Source organism: Aeromonas sp. R4-2 (assembly GCF_040908295.1).
Lineage (GTDB): Bacteria > Pseudomonadota > Gammaproteobacteria > Enterobacterales > Aeromonadaceae > Aeromonas > Aeromonas veronii.
Genome location: NZ_JBFODL010000014.1, coordinates 120,148 through 136,305, shown reverse-complemented (window position 1 = coordinate 136,305; position 16,158 = coordinate 120,148). Strand labels below are relative to the sequence as shown.

The 16,158-nt window shown below is 58.0% G+C and carries 12 protein-coding genes; 4 read left to right on the top strand and 8 right to left on the bottom strand.

The annotated features are described in order from the left end of the window. Positions 1–185 precede the first annotated feature (185 nt). On the top strand, positions 186–2,030 hold the full coding sequence (gene sppA, locus AB5Y99_RS11115) for a signal peptide peptidase SppA (protein ID WP_368209713.1): 1,845 nt from the start codon (positions 186–188) through the stop codon (positions 2,028–2,030). A 91-nt stretch (positions 2,031–2,121) separates the two neighbouring features. On the opposite strand, the gene AB5Y99_RS11110 is transcribed toward sppA, so the two are convergent. The 8 genes from AB5Y99_RS11110 to AB5Y99_RS11075 form a co-directional block, all read right to left on the bottom strand. Then, positions 2,122–3,042 (bottom strand): L,D-transpeptidase family protein, encoded by a 921-nt coding sequence (locus AB5Y99_RS11110; protein WP_005338927.1) that lies wholly within the window; start codon positions 3,040–3,042, stop codon positions 2,122–2,124. A 511-nt stretch (positions 3,043–3,553) separates the two neighbouring features. After that, on the bottom strand, positions 3,554–4,795 hold the full coding sequence (locus AB5Y99_RS11105; RefSeq protein ID WP_368209712.1) for a tetratricopeptide repeat protein: 1,242 nt from the start codon (positions 4,793–4,795) through the stop codon (positions 3,554–3,556). A gap of 11 nt (positions 4,796–4,806) precedes the next feature. Next, a complete protein-coding gene (locus tag AB5Y99_RS11100) occupies positions 4,807–5,442 on the bottom strand; it encodes an energy transducer TonB (RefSeq protein ID WP_005343441.1) in 636 nt (211 codons plus the stop codon). Between the two features lie 16 nt (positions 5,443–5,458). Continuing rightward, a complete protein-coding gene (locus AB5Y99_RS11095) occupies positions 5,459–5,866 on the bottom strand; it encodes a biopolymer transporter ExbD (RefSeq protein WP_005338933.1) in 408 nt (135 codons plus the stop codon). A 67-nt stretch (positions 5,867–5,933) separates the two neighbouring features. Then, on the bottom strand, positions 5,934–6,461 hold the full coding sequence (locus tag AB5Y99_RS11090; RefSeq protein WP_005338936.1) for a MotA/TolQ/ExbB proton channel family protein: 528 nt from the start codon (positions 6,459–6,461) through the stop codon (positions 5,934–5,936). Between the two features lie 10 nt (positions 6,462–6,471). Next, on the bottom strand, positions 6,472–7,845 hold the full coding sequence (locus AB5Y99_RS11085; protein WP_043822897.1) for a MotA/TolQ/ExbB proton channel family protein: 1,374 nt from the start codon (positions 7,843–7,845) through the stop codon (positions 6,472–6,474). Then, the gene (locus tag AB5Y99_RS11080) at positions 7,842–8,606 is read right to left on the bottom strand and encodes a DUF3450 domain-containing protein (RefSeq protein WP_368209710.1); all 765 of its coding nucleotides are present in this window, start codon (positions 8,604–8,606) and stop codon (positions 7,842–7,844) included. Before AB5Y99_RS11080 ends, AB5Y99_RS11085 begins: the two co-directional genes overlap by 4 nt. Before the next feature lie 108 nt (positions 8,607–8,714). Next, entirely contained in the window at positions 8,715–11,270 is a 2,556-nt protein-coding gene (locus AB5Y99_RS11075) for a TonB-dependent receptor (protein WP_368209709.1), read from the bottom strand. A 739-nt stretch (positions 11,271–12,009) separates the two neighbouring features. Here AB5Y99_RS11075 and AB5Y99_RS11070 point away from each other — a divergent pair. The 3 genes from AB5Y99_RS11070 (at position 12,010) to AB5Y99_RS11060 (ending at position 16,155) form a co-directional block, all read left to right on the top strand. After that, positions 12,010–13,035: an ABC transporter permease subunit gene (locus tag AB5Y99_RS11070; RefSeq protein ID WP_031227629.1), complete on the top strand. Its 1,026-nt coding sequence runs from the start codon at positions 12,010–12,012 to the stop codon at positions 13,033–13,035. A 109-nt stretch (positions 13,036–13,144) separates the two neighbouring features. After that, complete coding sequence (locus AB5Y99_RS11065) at positions 13,145–14,188, top strand: ABC transporter permease (RefSeq protein WP_013724081.1); 1,044 nt, start codon at positions 13,145–13,147, stop codon at positions 14,186–14,188. 149 nt (positions 14,189–14,337) lie between these two features. Beyond that, on the top strand, positions 14,338–16,155 hold the full coding sequence (locus tag AB5Y99_RS11060) for an extracellular solute-binding protein (protein ID WP_042054924.1): 1,818 nt from the start codon (positions 14,338–14,340) through the stop codon (positions 16,153–16,155). The last annotated feature ends 3 nt before the right edge of the window (positions 16,156–16,158 follow it).

Below are 16,158 nucleotides of genomic sequence, written 5' to 3'. Positions count from 1 at the left end.
TATCAAACTGAGGCTAGAGTAAAGAATCGAAAATTCTTTTTCAAACAAATGTTTGGACAATTTTTCAGCGAACAGCCGTGCCCTGAACGAAGATAGGCGGGATCCGCCAGTCGGAAATGGCAATTTCGCCCGCAACTGGTTAATAATGGCTCTTCTCTACCCATTAACAGGGCGATAACGCGACTATGTCTATTTTCAAAGGTCTGGGTTGGTTGTTCCGCAGCCTGTGGCGCCTGCTCAATTTCACCCGGCTGATGCTGGTCAATCTGCTGTTTCTCATCGTAGTGCTGGTCATCGTCTTCAGCGTCAGCCAGAAAGAGGCCCCCAAGGCGCCCATCGAAGGGGCGCTGACCCTCAATCTCAACGGCGTGCTGGTGGAGCAACGCTCCCAGACAGATCCCACCGTCCAGTTGCTGCGCCAGATGGACAGCAGCGATGAGCAGCCGAGCGAGATCGTTCTCTCCGACCTGCTGTGGGCCATCAAGAGTGCCAAGGATGACGAGCGCATCAAGGCGCTGGTGATCAAGCCACAAGGGCTGCAGGGAGCCAACTTCACCAAACTGCAGGAGGTGGCGAGTGCCATCGACTCCTTCCGGGAGAGCGGCAAACCGGTGATCGCCATGGCCGACTTCTACACTCAGGGGCAATACCTGCTGGCGGCCCACGCCGATCACGTGCTGCTCAACCAGAGCGGCGCCGTGGTGATCGAGGGGCTTGGTGTCTACCAGACCTACTTCAAGTCGGCGCTGGAGAAGCTCAATATCACCCCGCACGTGTTCAAGGTCGGCACCTACAAATCCTTCGTCGAACCCTATACCCGCGACGAGATGTCCCCCGAGAGCAAAGAGGCGAACCAGCGCTGGCTGGATCAGCTGTGGCAATCCTATGTGGCTGACGTAGCCGAGCAGCGGGAGATCGAACCCGATGCGGTCGCGCCGGGCAAGGATCGCTTCCTCGAGCTGCTGCGCAAGGCCGGTGGCAATGCCGCCAACTACGCCCTCGACAACGGGCTGGTGGATCAGCTGGCCACCCGCGACGAGATGACCCAGGCGGTCATTAAAGAGGTGGGTGAAGCTGACGATCACGGCTGGAAAGGGGTCGGCCTGAAAGAGTATCTGGCTGCAGTACCCGAGCAATATCCCCAGAGCGGCAAGGATGAGGTGGGTCTGGTGGTCGCCAGCGGCGCCATCATGGATGGCGTACAGCCTGCCGGCACCATCGGCGGTGATAGCCTCTCCGACCTGCTGGCCGATGCGCGCCGCGATGACAAGGTCAAAGCCGTGGTCCTGCGGGTCGACAGCCCGGGCGGCAGTGCCTTCGCCGCCGAGCAGATCCGCGCCGAGCTGCTGGCCCTGAAACAGGCAGGCAAACCGGTAGTGGTCTCCATGGGCAGCTATGCCGCCTCCGGTGGCTACTGGATCTCCGCCGATGCGGACAAGATCTTCGCCTCCCCCACTACTCTCACCGGTTCCATCGGGGTATTCGGCATGTTCGCCACCATCGACAAGGCGTTGGCCCAGTTCGGGGTGCATACCGACGGGGTTGGCACCACAGATTATGTTGGCGTAGGCCCGACCCGCGCCCTGCCGGATCACGTCGGTCAGGCTATCCAGCTGAGCGTGGAAGATACCTACCAGCGCTTCATCGGTCTGGTCAGCAAGGGCCGTGGTCTGAGCCCGGAAGAGGCCGAAAAAGCGGCCGAAGGTCGGGTCTGGACTGGTGAGGATGCCAAGGCCCTGGGCCTGGTGGACGAGTTCGGCAATCTGGATGACGCCATCAAGGCAGCAGCCGACCTCGCCAACCTCAAAGAGTGGCAGGTGACCCCCATCGAGCAGGAGGAGTCCACCAAGGACAAGTTCCTGCGCCAGCTGTTTGACAGCAGTGCCCAAGTGCTGACCCCCCAGTTGCAAAGCTGGCTGCCGGCAGGATTTGGCAAGGCCTTGGTGGAAGTGAACCGCAGTCTCGACCCGCTTACCCGCTTCAACGATCCGCAAGGCACCTACGCCTTCTGCCCGGTCTGCGTGCAGTAAGCAAGCGGTGACTCCCCCATAAAAAACGGCGACCATCTGGTCGCCGTTTTCTTTATTCAGCCAGTGCGCGCGGCACCGCCAACTTGCTCAATCAGGGATTGAGGCGGGTCGGCATACCGGTACGCTGTTCCAGCACCTGCTTGACCACGTTGGAGTCAGACTCGGCGTGAGCGATGAAGCGGGTGATGGCCGGTGTCATCGGGAGCGGCACGGAGGCGGTGGAGTTGAACTCCTCCTCGGTGCGCGACAGCGGCTCATGTACTTCCATGTAGCGACCGCCATCCGGCTCGACCGTGGTCTTGACCGGCTGGTTGACGAACTGGACGCGGGTGCCGACCGGCACGTTGTCGAACAGATACTTGATGTCGTCAGCGCGCAGACGGACGCAACCGCTGCTCACCCGCAGACCGATACCGAAGGTGGCGTTGGTGCCGTGGATGGCATAGAGGTTGCCGATGTAAAGGGCGTGCAGACCCATGGGGTTATCCGGACCGGCTGGCCATACTGCCGGCAGAGTCTTGCCCTGGGCGGCATAGCGGCGACGGATGTTCTCGGTCGGGGTCCAGGTCGGGTTGGCGCGCTTGCGCTCTACCTTGGTGATCCAGTTCTCCGGGGTGTTTACCCCCAGCTGACCGATGCCGATGGGCAGCACTTCCACCACATTCTTCCCTTTCGGGTAGTAGTAGAGACGCATCTCGGCAACGTTGATGACGATCCCTTCGCGGGGCGCGTTGGGCAGGATCAGCTGGTGGGGGATGATCAGGGTGCTACCTGCTTTCGGCAGATAGGGATCAACGCCCGGGTTGGCTTCCATGATGTTGGTCAGACCCAGCTGGAAGTCAGCAGCGATCTGCTCCAGCGGACGGTTGTCCGCAGGCACCACGTATTCCTGGTTTTCACCGATCAGGCGGCTGTTGGCCGCAGGCAGACGGTACTCGACGGCGGCAGCCTGCTGGCTGACCAGCGCAAAAGTGCATAAAAGGGCCGAAGCGGCAGTGCGAAGGGGATTCATAAAATTCCTGTGTGGTTTCCTGTACCAAATGGGCCGGGGGCCGTCTCATCCTCGGTCTGCCGGTGGCGGGTCAACCTGCCCCACGACGCCAATAACCGAGCGCGCATTCTTTCCTGAGTCGGCCAAAATTTCAACTTCCATATGTTGCTTTTCTTGTTAAAAGTAGCCGTTTTCGATCTGACGCTTATCAACAGGGCAAAAGCCACACTGGCAAGTCGCAGCTGAGTGAAAGATGAATGGCACTGCCCGCCTGGCAGCGAGCCACCCGAGCCCCCGTCAAGCACAGCGCTGCGCCACCTTGTGTCACGGTTGCAGCCCTAGCTGAAACGTTTGCCACATCGGGAGAGATAGACCAATGTCGAGGGAGACTATTTATTGGCATGAAGAGGGATAAAACCGTGCGTCGGCCACCCGCCGGTGCTGGCAGCCACCATAAAAAAACCGCTCCGAAGAGCGGTTAATGGAGCCACCAGGCAACCATAAAAGGGACTACAGGTAGTTGTCATTGGAATTACTGGACGGCTGCCTCTCCGGTGCCGCTCTGCTCTTTGAGGAAGCTGATCCAGGGGGATGCCCGACCGCTGACGTTGCCATTCTGAGCCGCCTGGGTGAAGGCGTTGAGGGCCTCCTTCGGCTTTTGTTGCTCAAAATAGGCGACACCGGTCAGGAACTTGAGATCCGCCCGCTGTTCACCATTGGCATTGGCTGCCGGTTTGGCGGCCAGCGCCACCAGATCCTGATAGCGTTTGCTCTGGATCATCATGCGCGCCATTTTCAGCTGCAATTCGGCGCTCGGGGCCAGCTGGTAGGACTTGGCCAGGGTGTCGATGGCCGGATCCAGCTCCTTGGCCTGATGCCAGTAGTTGGCCAGGGTCTTGTAGTTGCTGGCGCTCGGCTCAATCACCCCATCCTTCATCCCCTTCTCCATCACCCGGGCGGCGCGATGGGGAATACCGGTGAAGGCGAGGTAGTTGGCGAGGCGCTGCAGCTCGGCAGCCTCGGTCAACATGCCGAGGTTGTAGGCCGACTCGAGCGCCGCCAGCGCCTTGGCATCGTTGCCTGCCTGCATATGCATGGCCGACAGCTGGGTCCAGTACTTCTTCTTCTCCGGGAACATATTGACCAGAGAGGTCAGCACCTCGGTCGCCGGTTTGTACTGTTTCAGCTCGTAGTGAGCCCCCATCTTCAGTAGATACCAGGACTCCGGCGCTTTACCTGCCGACAGCTTGATCGCCTGCTCCACCGCCGGGATCGCGTCACGGTACTGCTTGAGCTGCACGTGGGCGTTGGCCAGCGTGATATAGGCATGGGAGTTGGGCTTGTCATCCTTGCCCTGGTTGGTAAACCACTCCTTCATGGTCTTGATCGAGCCCTGATAATTGCCCTCCGCCATATAGAGCTGGGCCAGGTTGTAGCGCACCTGCTGGGCCACCGGTGGCGGCAGGCCGCCTGTCGCGATGGCATCGGCAAAGTACTTGGTCGCCTGACCGTATTTCTCCTGCTGGGCGGCCACGAAACCGAGAGTCTGCAATATGACCCCCTTGTCGTAGACCCGCTCGCCCGCGCCGGAGAGCGCGTCTTGCAGCTTGGCATTGGCCTCACCGTATTTCTTCTCGGTGATCAGCTCCTGCGCCTTGTTGACCGCCCGATAGGCCCGATCCGACAGGGCCGGCTGCTCGGCGGCCCAACTGGCGGTGCTGAGCAGCACCGCCATGGCGACCGGGGCGAGGATCATCTTGTGTAACTTGTTCATCGCCACCTTCCTTAGTTGACCGCAAACTCGATCTCTTGCTGCATACGGCTCGCCTGCGGCTTGCCATCCACCATGGCCGGTTTGAACGTCCACTTGGCGATGGTTTTGCGCGCCTCTTTGCCGAGGTCATAACTGCGCGGCTCTTCCTTGACGATCCGCACGTTGCTGACTGTGCCGCGCTCGGTGACGGTGAACTCCACCAGCACCTTGCCGGAGGCCAACCCCGCCAGTGCCGCCTTGCGGGGCATCATGGGCTCGAAGGTTGCCAGCGGAATGGCACCATTGTTGCCACCGACTCCACCACCACCGCCGCCGGTGCTGTAGGCACCCAGCGCGTTACCACCACCGATGTTGACCGGGATGTCGAGCTTGGGCATGTCCATCGGCGCGCTCTCCATCTTCGGCCGATCCGTGCTGGCCACTTCCATCTCGGGAGGAGGTGGCGGACGCTTGGGCGGCGGCGGTTTGGGCAGCTCCCGCTGTTTCTCTTGCAGGGTCTCCTGGGGCTTGAGGCGAATGAAATCGGTCATGGTGACGTCATCCTTCTCCACCAGCTCCCGGTGATCCGGTGTGATCAGCTTGTTCATTCCCAGAAACAGAAAGAACACCACCACACAGGAGACCGCCAACGATATCAGGTATCTCATAGGTCTCTCTCCGGCATCAGCTGCTCTTGTCTGCCGCGATGGAGATGTTCTGGACACCGGCCATGCGGATCTGATCCATGACCTGCACCACCAGACCGGAACGGGATTCGTTATCGGCCTGGATCACCACGGCGCTCTCCGGGTTTTCGGCCCGCAGCCGCTCGATGTTGGCGCGCACCGCACCGACCTCGACCACCCGCTTGTCGACCCAGACCTGACCGTTTTCGCGCACCGCGACCATGATATTGCCCTTCTTCACCGTCTCGGCCGTGCTGGCACTGGGACGGTTGATCTCGACACCTGACTCCTTGACGAAGGAGGTGGTGACGATGAAGAAGATCAGCATGATGAACACTATGTCCAGCATGGGGGTCAAATCGATAGCCGCCTCGTCAGCACCGCTGTCGCTGTAACGTTTTCTCATAGCAGAAACTCCTTGCTTGTTCTGTGCCCCCGGCAGGCCATGCCTCGCCGGGGGTATGCATCCTGCATCAACCGTGTTTCAGGTTGTCTTCCAGCTTTTGCACCGCCAGTTTGGCCTTGTGATCGAGCTGGTTGACAAAAAACAGGCCGGAAAGGGCGGCGATCATGCCCGCCATGGTCGGTACCGTTGCCTTGGAGATCCCCGATGCCATCGCCCGCGGCGAACCGGTGCCGGTGATGGCCAGGGTGTCAAACACCTGCACCATCCCGACCACAGTGCCGAGCAGCCCCATCAACGGGCAGAGAGCGATCAGCACCTTGATGACCGGCATCCCCTTGTCTACCGCCATGGCGACCCGTGAGACCAGCTCGCGCCGGATCTGCTTGGCAGACCAGGAGAGATGATCGGTACGGGCCAGCCAGGTGGCCTTGGTCTGCTTCACCTGCTTGGGGTAAACCGCCATGAAGTAGAACCAGCGCTCCAGCAACAGGGCCCACATCATCAGGGTCAGGAAGAACAGGGCGACCAGTACATCGCCCCCCAATCCCAAAAACCGGCGGACCGACTCGACTTCTTCAATCAACCAGAACCACATGGGTGACTCCTTACGCTGCGGCTTTGGAGGCGTGCAGACGTTCCTGATAACGGGCAACGAAACCGGCGCTCTGCTCTTCCAGCACCTGGATCAGACGACGGCTCTGGGTCTGCACAATGGTGTAGAGGAACAGCATGGGCACGGCGACGACCAGCCCCTGCATAGTGGTCACCAGCGCCTCCGAGATACCGCCCGCCATCAGCTTGGGATCGCCGGTACCGAACAATGTGATGGCCTGGAAGGTGGCAATCATCCCCACTACGGTACCAAGCAGCCCCAGCAGCGGCGCGACCGAGGCGATCAGCTTGATGATGCTGATACCCTTCTCGAACTTGGGCACGTTGCGCAGGATGATCTCGTCGAGCTTGGACTCCAGATCCTCGATGTTGTCACCGCGATGGCTCTGGTAGGCTCCCAGCATGTCACCAATGGGGTTGCCCTTGATGATCTGATCGGATTTCAGCTGCTTGCGCATGGACGAGCCGATCAACGACAGCCGGATACCGCAGAAGATGGCCAGCAGGGTACCGAGCACACCGAGCACCATGATGACGTAACCCACTTCACCACCCTGATCGATCCGCTCCTTGAGAGTCGGTGACTGCACCAGCAGAGAGAGGATCACGCCGCGAGACGGGTCGATGAAGATGGGTTTGACCCCGTCACCACCCTGTTCAAACTCGGCGATGGGAGCCAGCACACTCTTCTCCGGTTGACGGGAGAGCTGCTCGAACTTGCCGGTCTCCGGTACGAAGGTGAGGTACTTGCCTTCGGAGACAGTGTTGAACTCGCCGATCTGGGTAACGGTCTTCTCGGCCTGGTTGCCCTCGCCGTAAACCACGGTCGCCGGGATCTGGCTCACCTTGCCACCGTCCACCATGCGGCTGAGGGTGGTGGTCCAGAACGCTTCCAGATCGTCGCTGGAGGGGAGCTCTTTACTCTCGGCCAGACGGGTCAACAGGGCGGATTGCTCCGGATGCTCGACCCGACGGGCGGAGGCGTTGAAGATCCCCTTGAACTCACCAGCGAACTGACGCAGTACGCCGAACATCTCGCCCATGTTGCCAGAACGCTGGCGCAGGGTTTCAGTCAGCTCGGTCAGCTGCTTGTCATTGGCATCGAAGGTCGCCTTGAGCTGCTCGCCCTTGGCGGTTTCGGCAGCCAGCTCGGCCTTGGCCTTGGCCAGCAGCGCCCCCTGCTCGTTCTTGTCAGCCAGGAAGCGGGCTTCCCGCTCCTTGTTGAGTTGGGATTCGCTCAGGCTGGAGGCTTTGACCTGATTCAGCAGCGCATTGAGATCCACCGGTTTTTCGGCGGCGGTCACCGGCAGGGTGACCAGGGTTGCTCCCGCAATCAGGGAGGCAATCGCAAGTTTGATTCCTTTCATGATGCTTTCTCCGCAGTTTGAACCGGCAGCTTGATCAGAGCGGGAGGCGCCTGCTTCTTGGCGATGCGAAGGCCCTGTTCAACCGCACTGCGATACTCCTGGGGCAACTCTTCCCACTGGCGAGTCTTCTTGTTCCACATCCCGGTCTCATTGCCATCCGGGGATTGATAAAGCAGCGCGATGCGGCCAACCCGCAGGAACTCGTAGGTCTTCTCGCTGCCATCCTTGTCCAGGCTCGCCTTGTAGGATTCGATGGTGCGGCTGAAGCCCTCCTCGATCTGGTAGGCCTCCAGGATCTTGCGGTACTTCTCGGAGATGGTGACATCGGCACGGTTCATCAGGTCGGTCAGGGCAGCCACGCGGTCCTCCCGCTCGACCTTCTGGAACGGCAGATCCAGCGCCACAAACTGCTCGAGGGAGTCGATCATCTTGAGCATCAGGGGGACGACTTCGGTGCTGGTCTGATCAATCTGGGCGATCTGCTTTTGCATCGACGCCAGCTCGGCGCTCTGGGACTCGACCATCTTGCTCACCTGCTCGTTGTAGGTGCGCAGACTGTCGACCTGACGCAGGGCGGCTTTGTACTGGGCCAGTGCGGATTCGGCAGATTCGGCATAGCTGTCGATCTTCTGCTGGGAAACTTTGGATGCGTTGTCGGTGGCGGCTTGAGCGTCCACGGCCTGACCGGCAGTGGCGGCACTCAGATTGAAGCTGGTCAACAAGGCGGCCGAAATCAGGCTGCCAAGGAGCGCTTTCTTCATTGTAATGGTCCTTGTCTTCATAGGATTACCCTATCTCCGTAACTTCCTTGGACGTTGGGCACAGCCGGCCCGACCGGGCCGGCTGAGGTTGTATATCAACAGGGTTGATTAGAACTTCTGGGTGTAGTCGATGTAGTAGACGCGACCGTCGATGCCGTAGAGGTCTTCTTCATAGGTGAAGCCATCGCTCGACAGAGAAGGTCCGCGGTTGAACATGTTCTTCACACCGGTCTGGATCTTGGCATTCCAGCTGGTATCGACCGCGACGTTCAGGTTCCAGACGGTGTTGGAAGCGATATGCCCCTCTTCCTGTCCATTCACGTAATCCTGACTCTGGGAGTCGATATAGTTGGCGCTCAGATAAGCATCCAGATTCCACCACTGCGGGAAGTTGGCACCTATCCCGGAGTTGAAGCGAAGGTCTGGCAACGCATTCCAACCCTTCTTGTCGACCATCGGGCCACCGGCAAACAGACCTTCTTCATACTTCAGGATGTAAGTGCCACCGAAGTCATAGCGCATGGTGAAGAAGTTAAAGTCGTACTTGTAGTCCGCCTTGAAGTCGATACCACTGGTCTTGAGTTGCCCCAAGTTGACCATGCCGGCGTAGACCATCTCGACATCGCCGTTGGCATCACGAATAACGTTCGGGTTGCTGCCGGTATTAAGCTCCTGATAGAACTGGGTCTGGGTGGTAGCCAGCTGGATTACGTCATCAATCTTGATGTAGTAGTAATCGAGCGACAGGTTCAGATTGTCCAGCGGGTTGTAAGCAGCCCCGATGGTGAAGGTATTGGCGGTCTCTTCCTTCAAGTTCTTGTTGGCTTTACGCGTTGTGTCGTACTGAGCTTCGGAGCAATTGGCAATACCATTGGCCTGGCAGCCTACATAGTCCTTGGCAAAGTCGGCAGAGAACGAGTCTGCGGCATAGAGATCATCCAGACCCGGCGCGCGGAACGACTGGGACCATGAGGTACGGAACATCAGCTGGTCGAGCGGCTGATAACGCAGACTCGCTTTGGGCGAGAAGGCGCTGCCAAAGTCGCTGTACTTGTCGTAACGACCCGCCAGGTTCAACTCGATCTGCTCGGTGATGGGGATCAGGCTCTCGATGTAGGTGGCAAACACATCGCGCACACCGCTACCGGAGTTGCCGGATGAACCCAGTACGTTACCCGCTTCGGACTGGCTGTCGTAGGTGTCGGAGTAAACCCAATCGTTATACTCGGCCCCCAGATACCAGCTGACCGGGCCAGCGGGCAGTTCACCCATCTCCCAACCCAGACCACCGTACCACTGGAAGAAGTCCATTTTGGAGGTACGGCTGGTATCGTACGAAAGGTCCTTGGTGGCCGCATCAGAGAAGCTGCCATTAATGAATTTCCCGCTATTAACCTGAGTCTGTACTGCTGGCTCCAGAACGTAGCCTGAACCATTGCTGCGGTTATCTGTTTTGGAATACATGTAACCGGCATTCCACTCCAGATCGCCTACCGCTTCGGTCGGCACAGTCCCTTCAAAACCCAGGTTCATGTTACCGGTCATGTCAGTCACATCGTTGTCACGGGGGCCGACGTTGTTAAAGCGGTAGTAAACGGTCGCAGCCTTGGCGGTACTGAAGTTGTTGGCAGACAGGACTGCTGCGCTTTCAGGGGTAGAACCATCTACGGTGAATGCACCGGCAGCTGGCGCGAAACGACCAAAACTGGTGACGCGGGAGCCAATCAACTGCGGAACGAAGTCCACGTTATCGTTAATGTGATAGCGGCCGTTCACATAGACGGTATCACGCGTCCGGGAAGCGGTTTTGGCTGCTATCTGGGCAAAGTCGAAGCGGCAGGCTGTCCCCACGGGCACGAAACCTGCACCTGTATTAGCACAGTCAATGCCGTCCAGAGTACGGGTAACTGTCTTGCCGGTCGTGGCATCAACACCCTTGATATTGCGACCATAAATACTGGGGGCCTCGGCACCCTGCTTGGCCAGATAGTCACGATCCTTGTAATAGATCACATCTTTCACATCGTGCTCGTAAACCATCATCAGAGAACCCTTGTCCCCTGTGATGCCACTGACAATGGAACCACTCTGCTCGTCACCACCCTCTTCGGTCGGCGAACCGATACGCCCCTGGAAAGTCAGCCCTTCGAAACCCTCTTTGAGGATCACGTTGATAACGCCACCGATGGCATCAGAACCATAGAGTGCGGAGCCACCATCCAGGTTCACTTCCACCCGCTCAACCGCCGCCATGGGGATGGTGTTGAGGTTGATGGAAGTACCACCCATAGTCGGTGAACCTGCGATCCGCTTGCCATTGAGCAGTACCAGAGTACGGGTAGAGCCCAGACCACGCAGACCAACGGTTCCCTGAGATTGATAGGAGTCACCAGAGGAAGGGGAGTAACCACCAAAGGAGTTGTAGGAGGCCTGTTTCAGATAATCGGCCACAGTCTGCTGACCAGACTGTTCAATTTGGGCCTTGCTGACAGAGACAACCGGAGTCGCCCCCTCAACATCAACACGGGAGATACGGGAGCCAGTGACTTTGATTTTCTGCAGTTTTTCGACGTTCTGCCCTTCTTCGGCAGATACGGATGGGGCCGCCGCAAGGCTCGCCAAGGCGAACGCAATCGCAGCAGAGATTCTGCTCTTCCTAAGCATCGCTTATATCCTTCCTGGTTGTTTATTGTTTGCTTCCTGATACCGCCCTCTTTGGAGCGATGTGTAAGGCTTATCAATCTTTGACTAGCGACGTCAATGGAGCAGGGGTGTGGCGAGGTCAGGCGTAGAATAAGCGGAGTGTATTAATTTTGACCGGCATAATTAGTGAATAATTCTACTAAAAACAACCAGTGCAATGTAAAAACATTGTTAAATGACATAAATGGCGCTGAATTAAAATTTGATGAACTTATTAGTTAACGTGCTGTCCGTTTATATCTTATTTTGATTTATCGGCATTAATAAGAATAAAACACTAACTTCATGAGAGTTTCACCTGACCGTTCTCATGGGGATAACAGATAAAATCGTCGAGATGATATCGTTTTCCTTCAATTTCACACCCCAAGCAAAAGCATTACTAATCAACAAGTTAAAAACATTTAAAGCTCAAGCAAACAGCTGTTTATATTTTTTAAAATAATGTTGAGCAGTAGCGTTTTGTTTTGATTTTCACTTTTCAGATAAAAAACGTCATTTTTCGGTGCTTTTGGTCTCAGCGGGTCATTTGTCCCAGTTTTCCATTTCCTTGTACTTGATTTTTGTTGCAGAGCTTTTACAGTGGCCAAGCGGATTGTCTGCTGTTTGGCAACCAATCCAGCGCGTAATGCCAGGAAGGACAGGCCCGTCACCGGATTTGACTGGCCGCAAAAAAGAACAACAAGGACGAGGTTCCACCATGCTGTCGTATTTCCTACGCCGGATGCTTTTGATCATCCCGACGTTTCTCGGTATCACCCTGCTCGTCTTCACCATCACCCGTTTCGTGCCGGGCGGACCGGTCGAACGCATGCTGCTGCAAGCCCAGGTTTCCCAGAATGAATCTGGCCGCTCCAGCGGCAGCAAGGGGGCACAGGCCCTCTCCGATGAACAGATCGAGGAGCTCAAGGCCTTCTATGGCCTCGACAAGCCCATGCTGGTCGCCTACTGGGAGTGGCTGCAGAAGCTGGCGGTGCTGGATCTGGGCGAATCGACCCGCTACTACGAACCGGTGTGGGATCTCATCAAGGAGCGGCTCCCCGTTACCGCCTTCTTCGGGCTGGCGACCTTTCTGCTGAGCTATGCGGTCTCCATCCCGCTGGGGGTAGCAAAGGCGCTCAGGCACAACAGCCGCTTCGATTCGTTAAGCTCCATGCTTATCTACATGGCCTATGCCCTGCCCGCCTACGTGGTGGGGATCTTCCTCATCACCGTCTTCGCCTTTCATCTGGAGTGGCTGCCGATGGGCGGTTTTCCGGGGGACGATTTTGAATATATGGAGAGCAGCTGGGATCAGATCCGCACTGTCTTTGCCCACGCCCTGCTGCCGCTTATCGCCTACGCCATCGGCGATTTCGCCATCCTCACCATGACCATGAAAAACAGCCTGATGGAGAACCTGTCGGCCGATTATGTGCGTACCGCCGTGGCCAAGGGACTGCCGTTTCGCAAGGCGGTCACCGACCACGCCATGCGCAACAGCCTGATCCCCATCGCCAGTCACCTGGGGTCTGTGCTCACCGTTTTCTTTGGCGGCTCCTTCCTCATCGAGACCATCTTCAACATCGACGGCATCGGCCTGCTCGGTTACGAGGCTATCGTCGAGCGGGATTACCCCACCGTCATGGGCATTCTGGCCATCACCTCCATGCTGATGCTGATTGGCAATATCGTCTCCGATATCTGCGTTGCCCTCGTTGATCCCCGCGTGCGGTTTGGAGATTGACCATGAACCAGACCTTTATTGCCATGCCGATGCTGATATCACGCCATATCGTCTCCGATATCTGCGTTGCACCTCTTGTTGATCCCCGCGTGCGGTTTGGAGACTGACCATGAAGCTCAATCCGGTTACCTTGAAAAAACTCAAGCGCTTCAAGTCGATCAAGCGCGGTTACTACTCCTTCATCATCTTCACCACCCTGGTGCTGCTCTCCCTGCTGGCGGAGCTGCTGGTCAACAGCCGGGCACTGATGGTGAGCTATCAGGGACAGTTGCACTTCCCCACCTATGGCGATGTGATCCCCGGCCAGCAGTTCGGGCTCGATTACGAATACGAAACCAACTACCGCCAGCTCAAGGCCAAGTTTGCCGCAGAGGGCCAGGGTGACTGGGTACTGCTGCCGCCGGTGCCCTGGAACCCCTACGAGCAGGATTTCAAAGAAGATGCCTACCCGCCCTACGCCCCCAGCGCGGCTGAGCGCCACTTCCTCGGCACCGACACCAGCGGCCGCGATGTGCTGGCGCGGCTGGTTTACGGCTTTCGCATCGCCATCGGCTTTGCCTTTATCGCGCTGGCGGCCAGTTACGCCATCGGAGTCACCATCGGCTGTCTGATGGGCTTTCTCGGCGGCCGCTTTGACCTCATCCTGCAACGCTTTATCGAGATCTGGTCCCAGGTGCCATTTCTCTACGTCATCATGATCCTGGTGTCGCTGGCCAAGCCCAACTTCGGCCTGTTTGTCGCTATCAACGTGCTGTTCGGCTGGATGGGGATCACCTGGTATATGCGCACCCTCACCTACAAGGAGCGGGCGCGGGACTATGTGATGGCGGCGCGGGCACAAGGGGCGACCACCGGGCGGATCATCTTCAACCACATCCTGCCCAATACCCTGATGATGATCGTCACCCTGGCGCCGTTCGCCGTGGTGGGCAATATCTCCACCCTGACGGCCCTCGACTATCTTGGCTTCGGGCTGGCACCGCCGACCCCGAGCTGGGGAGAGCTGCTCTCCCAGGGCATCAACAATCTGGATGCCATCTGGATCGTCAGCTCGGTGGTGGCCGCGGTGAGTCTGGTGCTGATCATGGTCTCCTTTATCGGTGAGGCGATCCGCGAGGCGTTCGATCCGCGCAAATTTACCCGTTACCAATAAGCCAGCCGATGCCAGCGCATCGGCAGGCGTCGGGTAACGAACAGTGATTAATGAAGGACGGGCCGCCGCCATCGGCGGTCCCGGGAGCAAGGGATAATCCCGTTATCAATCAAGACCCCCAGTGCAGGGGCCAGACCTGGAAGTCAAACATGAAAAATAAAATCAAATGGATAGGTGCTCTCTTTGTGCTGGTAAACGGATCCTGGGTCTGGGCGGCCAGCCTGCCCGCGGATCTCAAATGGGAGACCAACGACACGGATCCGGTGTTCGCCTCCCCCAAGGCACTACCGGGCGGCAGCCTCAATATGTTTGTGGAGAGCTTTCCGCTGACGTTTCGCACCGTGGGGCCTGACTCCAACGGATCGTTCCGCTCCTTTATTCTCGATAACCAGTTGCGGCTCATCAGCTTCCACCCCAATACCGGCAACCCCATCCCCTCGCTCGCGACCCACTGGGCCATCGCGCCAGACAGCCAGACCGTCTACTTCAAGCTGGATCCGCGAGCCAAATGGTCGGATGGCAAGCCGGTCAATGCTGACGACTACACCTTCGGCTACGAGATGATGCGCTCCAAACACATCAAGGGGCCCTGGTTCAACAACTACTACACCACTGAAGTGGTCGCGGTAGAGAAGATCGATGATCACACCATTATGGTCAAAGCGGGCAACCGCAAGGCCAAGATGGACCTGCTCAACACTACCGAGCTGTGGCCCCAGCCCAAGCACTACTACAAGCTGACCCCCAACTGGGTGAAGCAATACAACTGGGCCGTGGTGCCCACCACAGGTCCCTACGTGATCAGCGACGTCAAGAAGGGCAAGTCGGTTACCTTCAGCAAGCAGAAGGATTGGTGGGCAAAGGATGATCGCTACAACCAGCACAGATTCAACATCGACACCATCAAGGTGCAGGTGATCCGCGACCATAACATCGCCTTCCGCCACTTCCTGAAAGGGGAGATCGATACCTTCGAGATGATCCTGCCCAACTGGTGGCATGAAAAAGCGGTCACCCCGGAGTACAAAAAAGGCTACGTGCAGAAGGTAATGGCCATGACCGATACCAAACAGGGCGGTCAGGGGGTTCACCTCAATGTGGCCAACCCCAAGCTGGCGGACGTAAACGTACGCCTCGGCATCCAGCACGCCTTCAACATCGACAAGATGATCGAGACCGTGCTGCGCGGCGACTATGACAGAGCCACCACCTTCGACTCGGGCTTTGGCGAGTTCACTGACATCACGCTGCCGGAGCGGGCTTATGACATTGGCAAGGCGCGGGAGTACTTTGCCAAGGGCGGCTACAACAAGCCGGGGCCGGACGGCATCCTGCAAAATGAGAAGGGGGAGCGGCTGACGCTGGCACTCACCTACACCAGTCAGGAGCACTCCAAGCGCCTGACCGTGCTGAAAGAGGAGGCCAAGAAGGCGGGTCTCGATCTGGAGCTTAACCTAGTGGATGGCGCCACCGGCTTCAAGGTGATGCTGGAGAAGAAACACGAAGCGGCCTGGCTCGGTTGGGGCGGCGGCGGTCTCTATCCGCAATATTGGGAGTTTTTCCACTCCGCCAACGCCAACAAACCGCAGACCAACAACCTGTTCAACGTGGCTGACAAGGAGCTGGACGCGCTGATCGATGCCTACAACGTCGAATTCGACATGGCCAAACGGGCCAAGCTCTCCCAGCAGATCCAGCAGCGCATCTATGACCTCGCCATCTTCGTGCCCGGGGTGCAGCTCAACTATGTGCGGGCCAGCAGCTGGCGTTATGTGATGCTGCCGGAGGTGCCTGCCACCAAGAACACGCCGGATCTGCTCTACTGGCCGATGGACGGTTATCCTCACAGTAGTGGCGGTCTGCTCTGGCTCGATCCCAAGGTGAAGGAAGAGACCCGCAACGCCAAGGAGGCAGGGGAGGCGCTGGCGCCCATCAACCTGCTCGACAAGACCTATGCACGTCATTGATAT

Bases quoted from the DNA above. Each gene is read 5' to 3' on its own strand.
- sppA (WP_368209713.1), top strand. From the start codon at position 186: ATGTCTATTTTCAAAGGTCTGGGTTGGTTGTTCCGCAGCCTGTGGCGC.
- AB5Y99_RS11110 (WP_005338927.1), bottom strand. From the start codon at position 3,042: ATGAATCCCCTTCGCACTGCCGCTTCGGCCCTTTTATGCACTTTTGCG.
- AB5Y99_RS11105 (WP_368209712.1), bottom strand. From the start codon at position 4,795: ATGAACAAGTTACACAAGATGATCCTCGCCCCGGTCGCCATGGCGGTG.
- AB5Y99_RS11100 (WP_005343441.1), bottom strand. From the start codon at position 5,442: ATGAGATACCTGATATCGTTGGCGGTCTCCTGTGTGGTGGTGTTCTTT.
- AB5Y99_RS11095 (WP_005338933.1), bottom strand. From the start codon at position 5,866: ATGAGAAAACGTTACAGCGACAGCGGTGCTGACGAGGCGGCTATCGAT.
- AB5Y99_RS11090 (WP_005338936.1), bottom strand. From the start codon at position 6,461: ATGTGGTTCTGGTTGATTGAAGAAGTCGAGTCGGTCCGCCGGTTTTTG.
- AB5Y99_RS11085 (WP_043822897.1), bottom strand. From the start codon at position 7,845: ATGAAAGGAATCAAACTTGCGATTGCCTCCCTGATTGCGGGAGCAACC.
- AB5Y99_RS11080 (WP_368209710.1), bottom strand. From the start codon at position 8,606: ATGAAGAAAGCGCTCCTTGGCAGCCTGATTTCGGCCGCCTTGTTGACC.
- AB5Y99_RS11075 (WP_368209709.1), bottom strand. From the start codon at position 11,270: ATGCTTAGGAAGAGCAGAATCTCTGCTGCGATTGCGTTCGCCTTGGCG.
- AB5Y99_RS11070 (WP_031227629.1), top strand. From the start codon at position 12,010: ATGCTGTCGTATTTCCTACGCCGGATGCTTTTGATCATCCCGACGTTT.
- AB5Y99_RS11065 (WP_013724081.1), top strand. From the start codon at position 13,145: ATGAAGCTCAATCCGGTTACCTTGAAAAAACTCAAGCGCTTCAAGTCG.
- AB5Y99_RS11060 (WP_042054924.1), top strand. From the start codon at position 14,338: ATGAAAAATAAAATCAAATGGATAGGTGCTCTCTTTGTGCTGGTAAAC.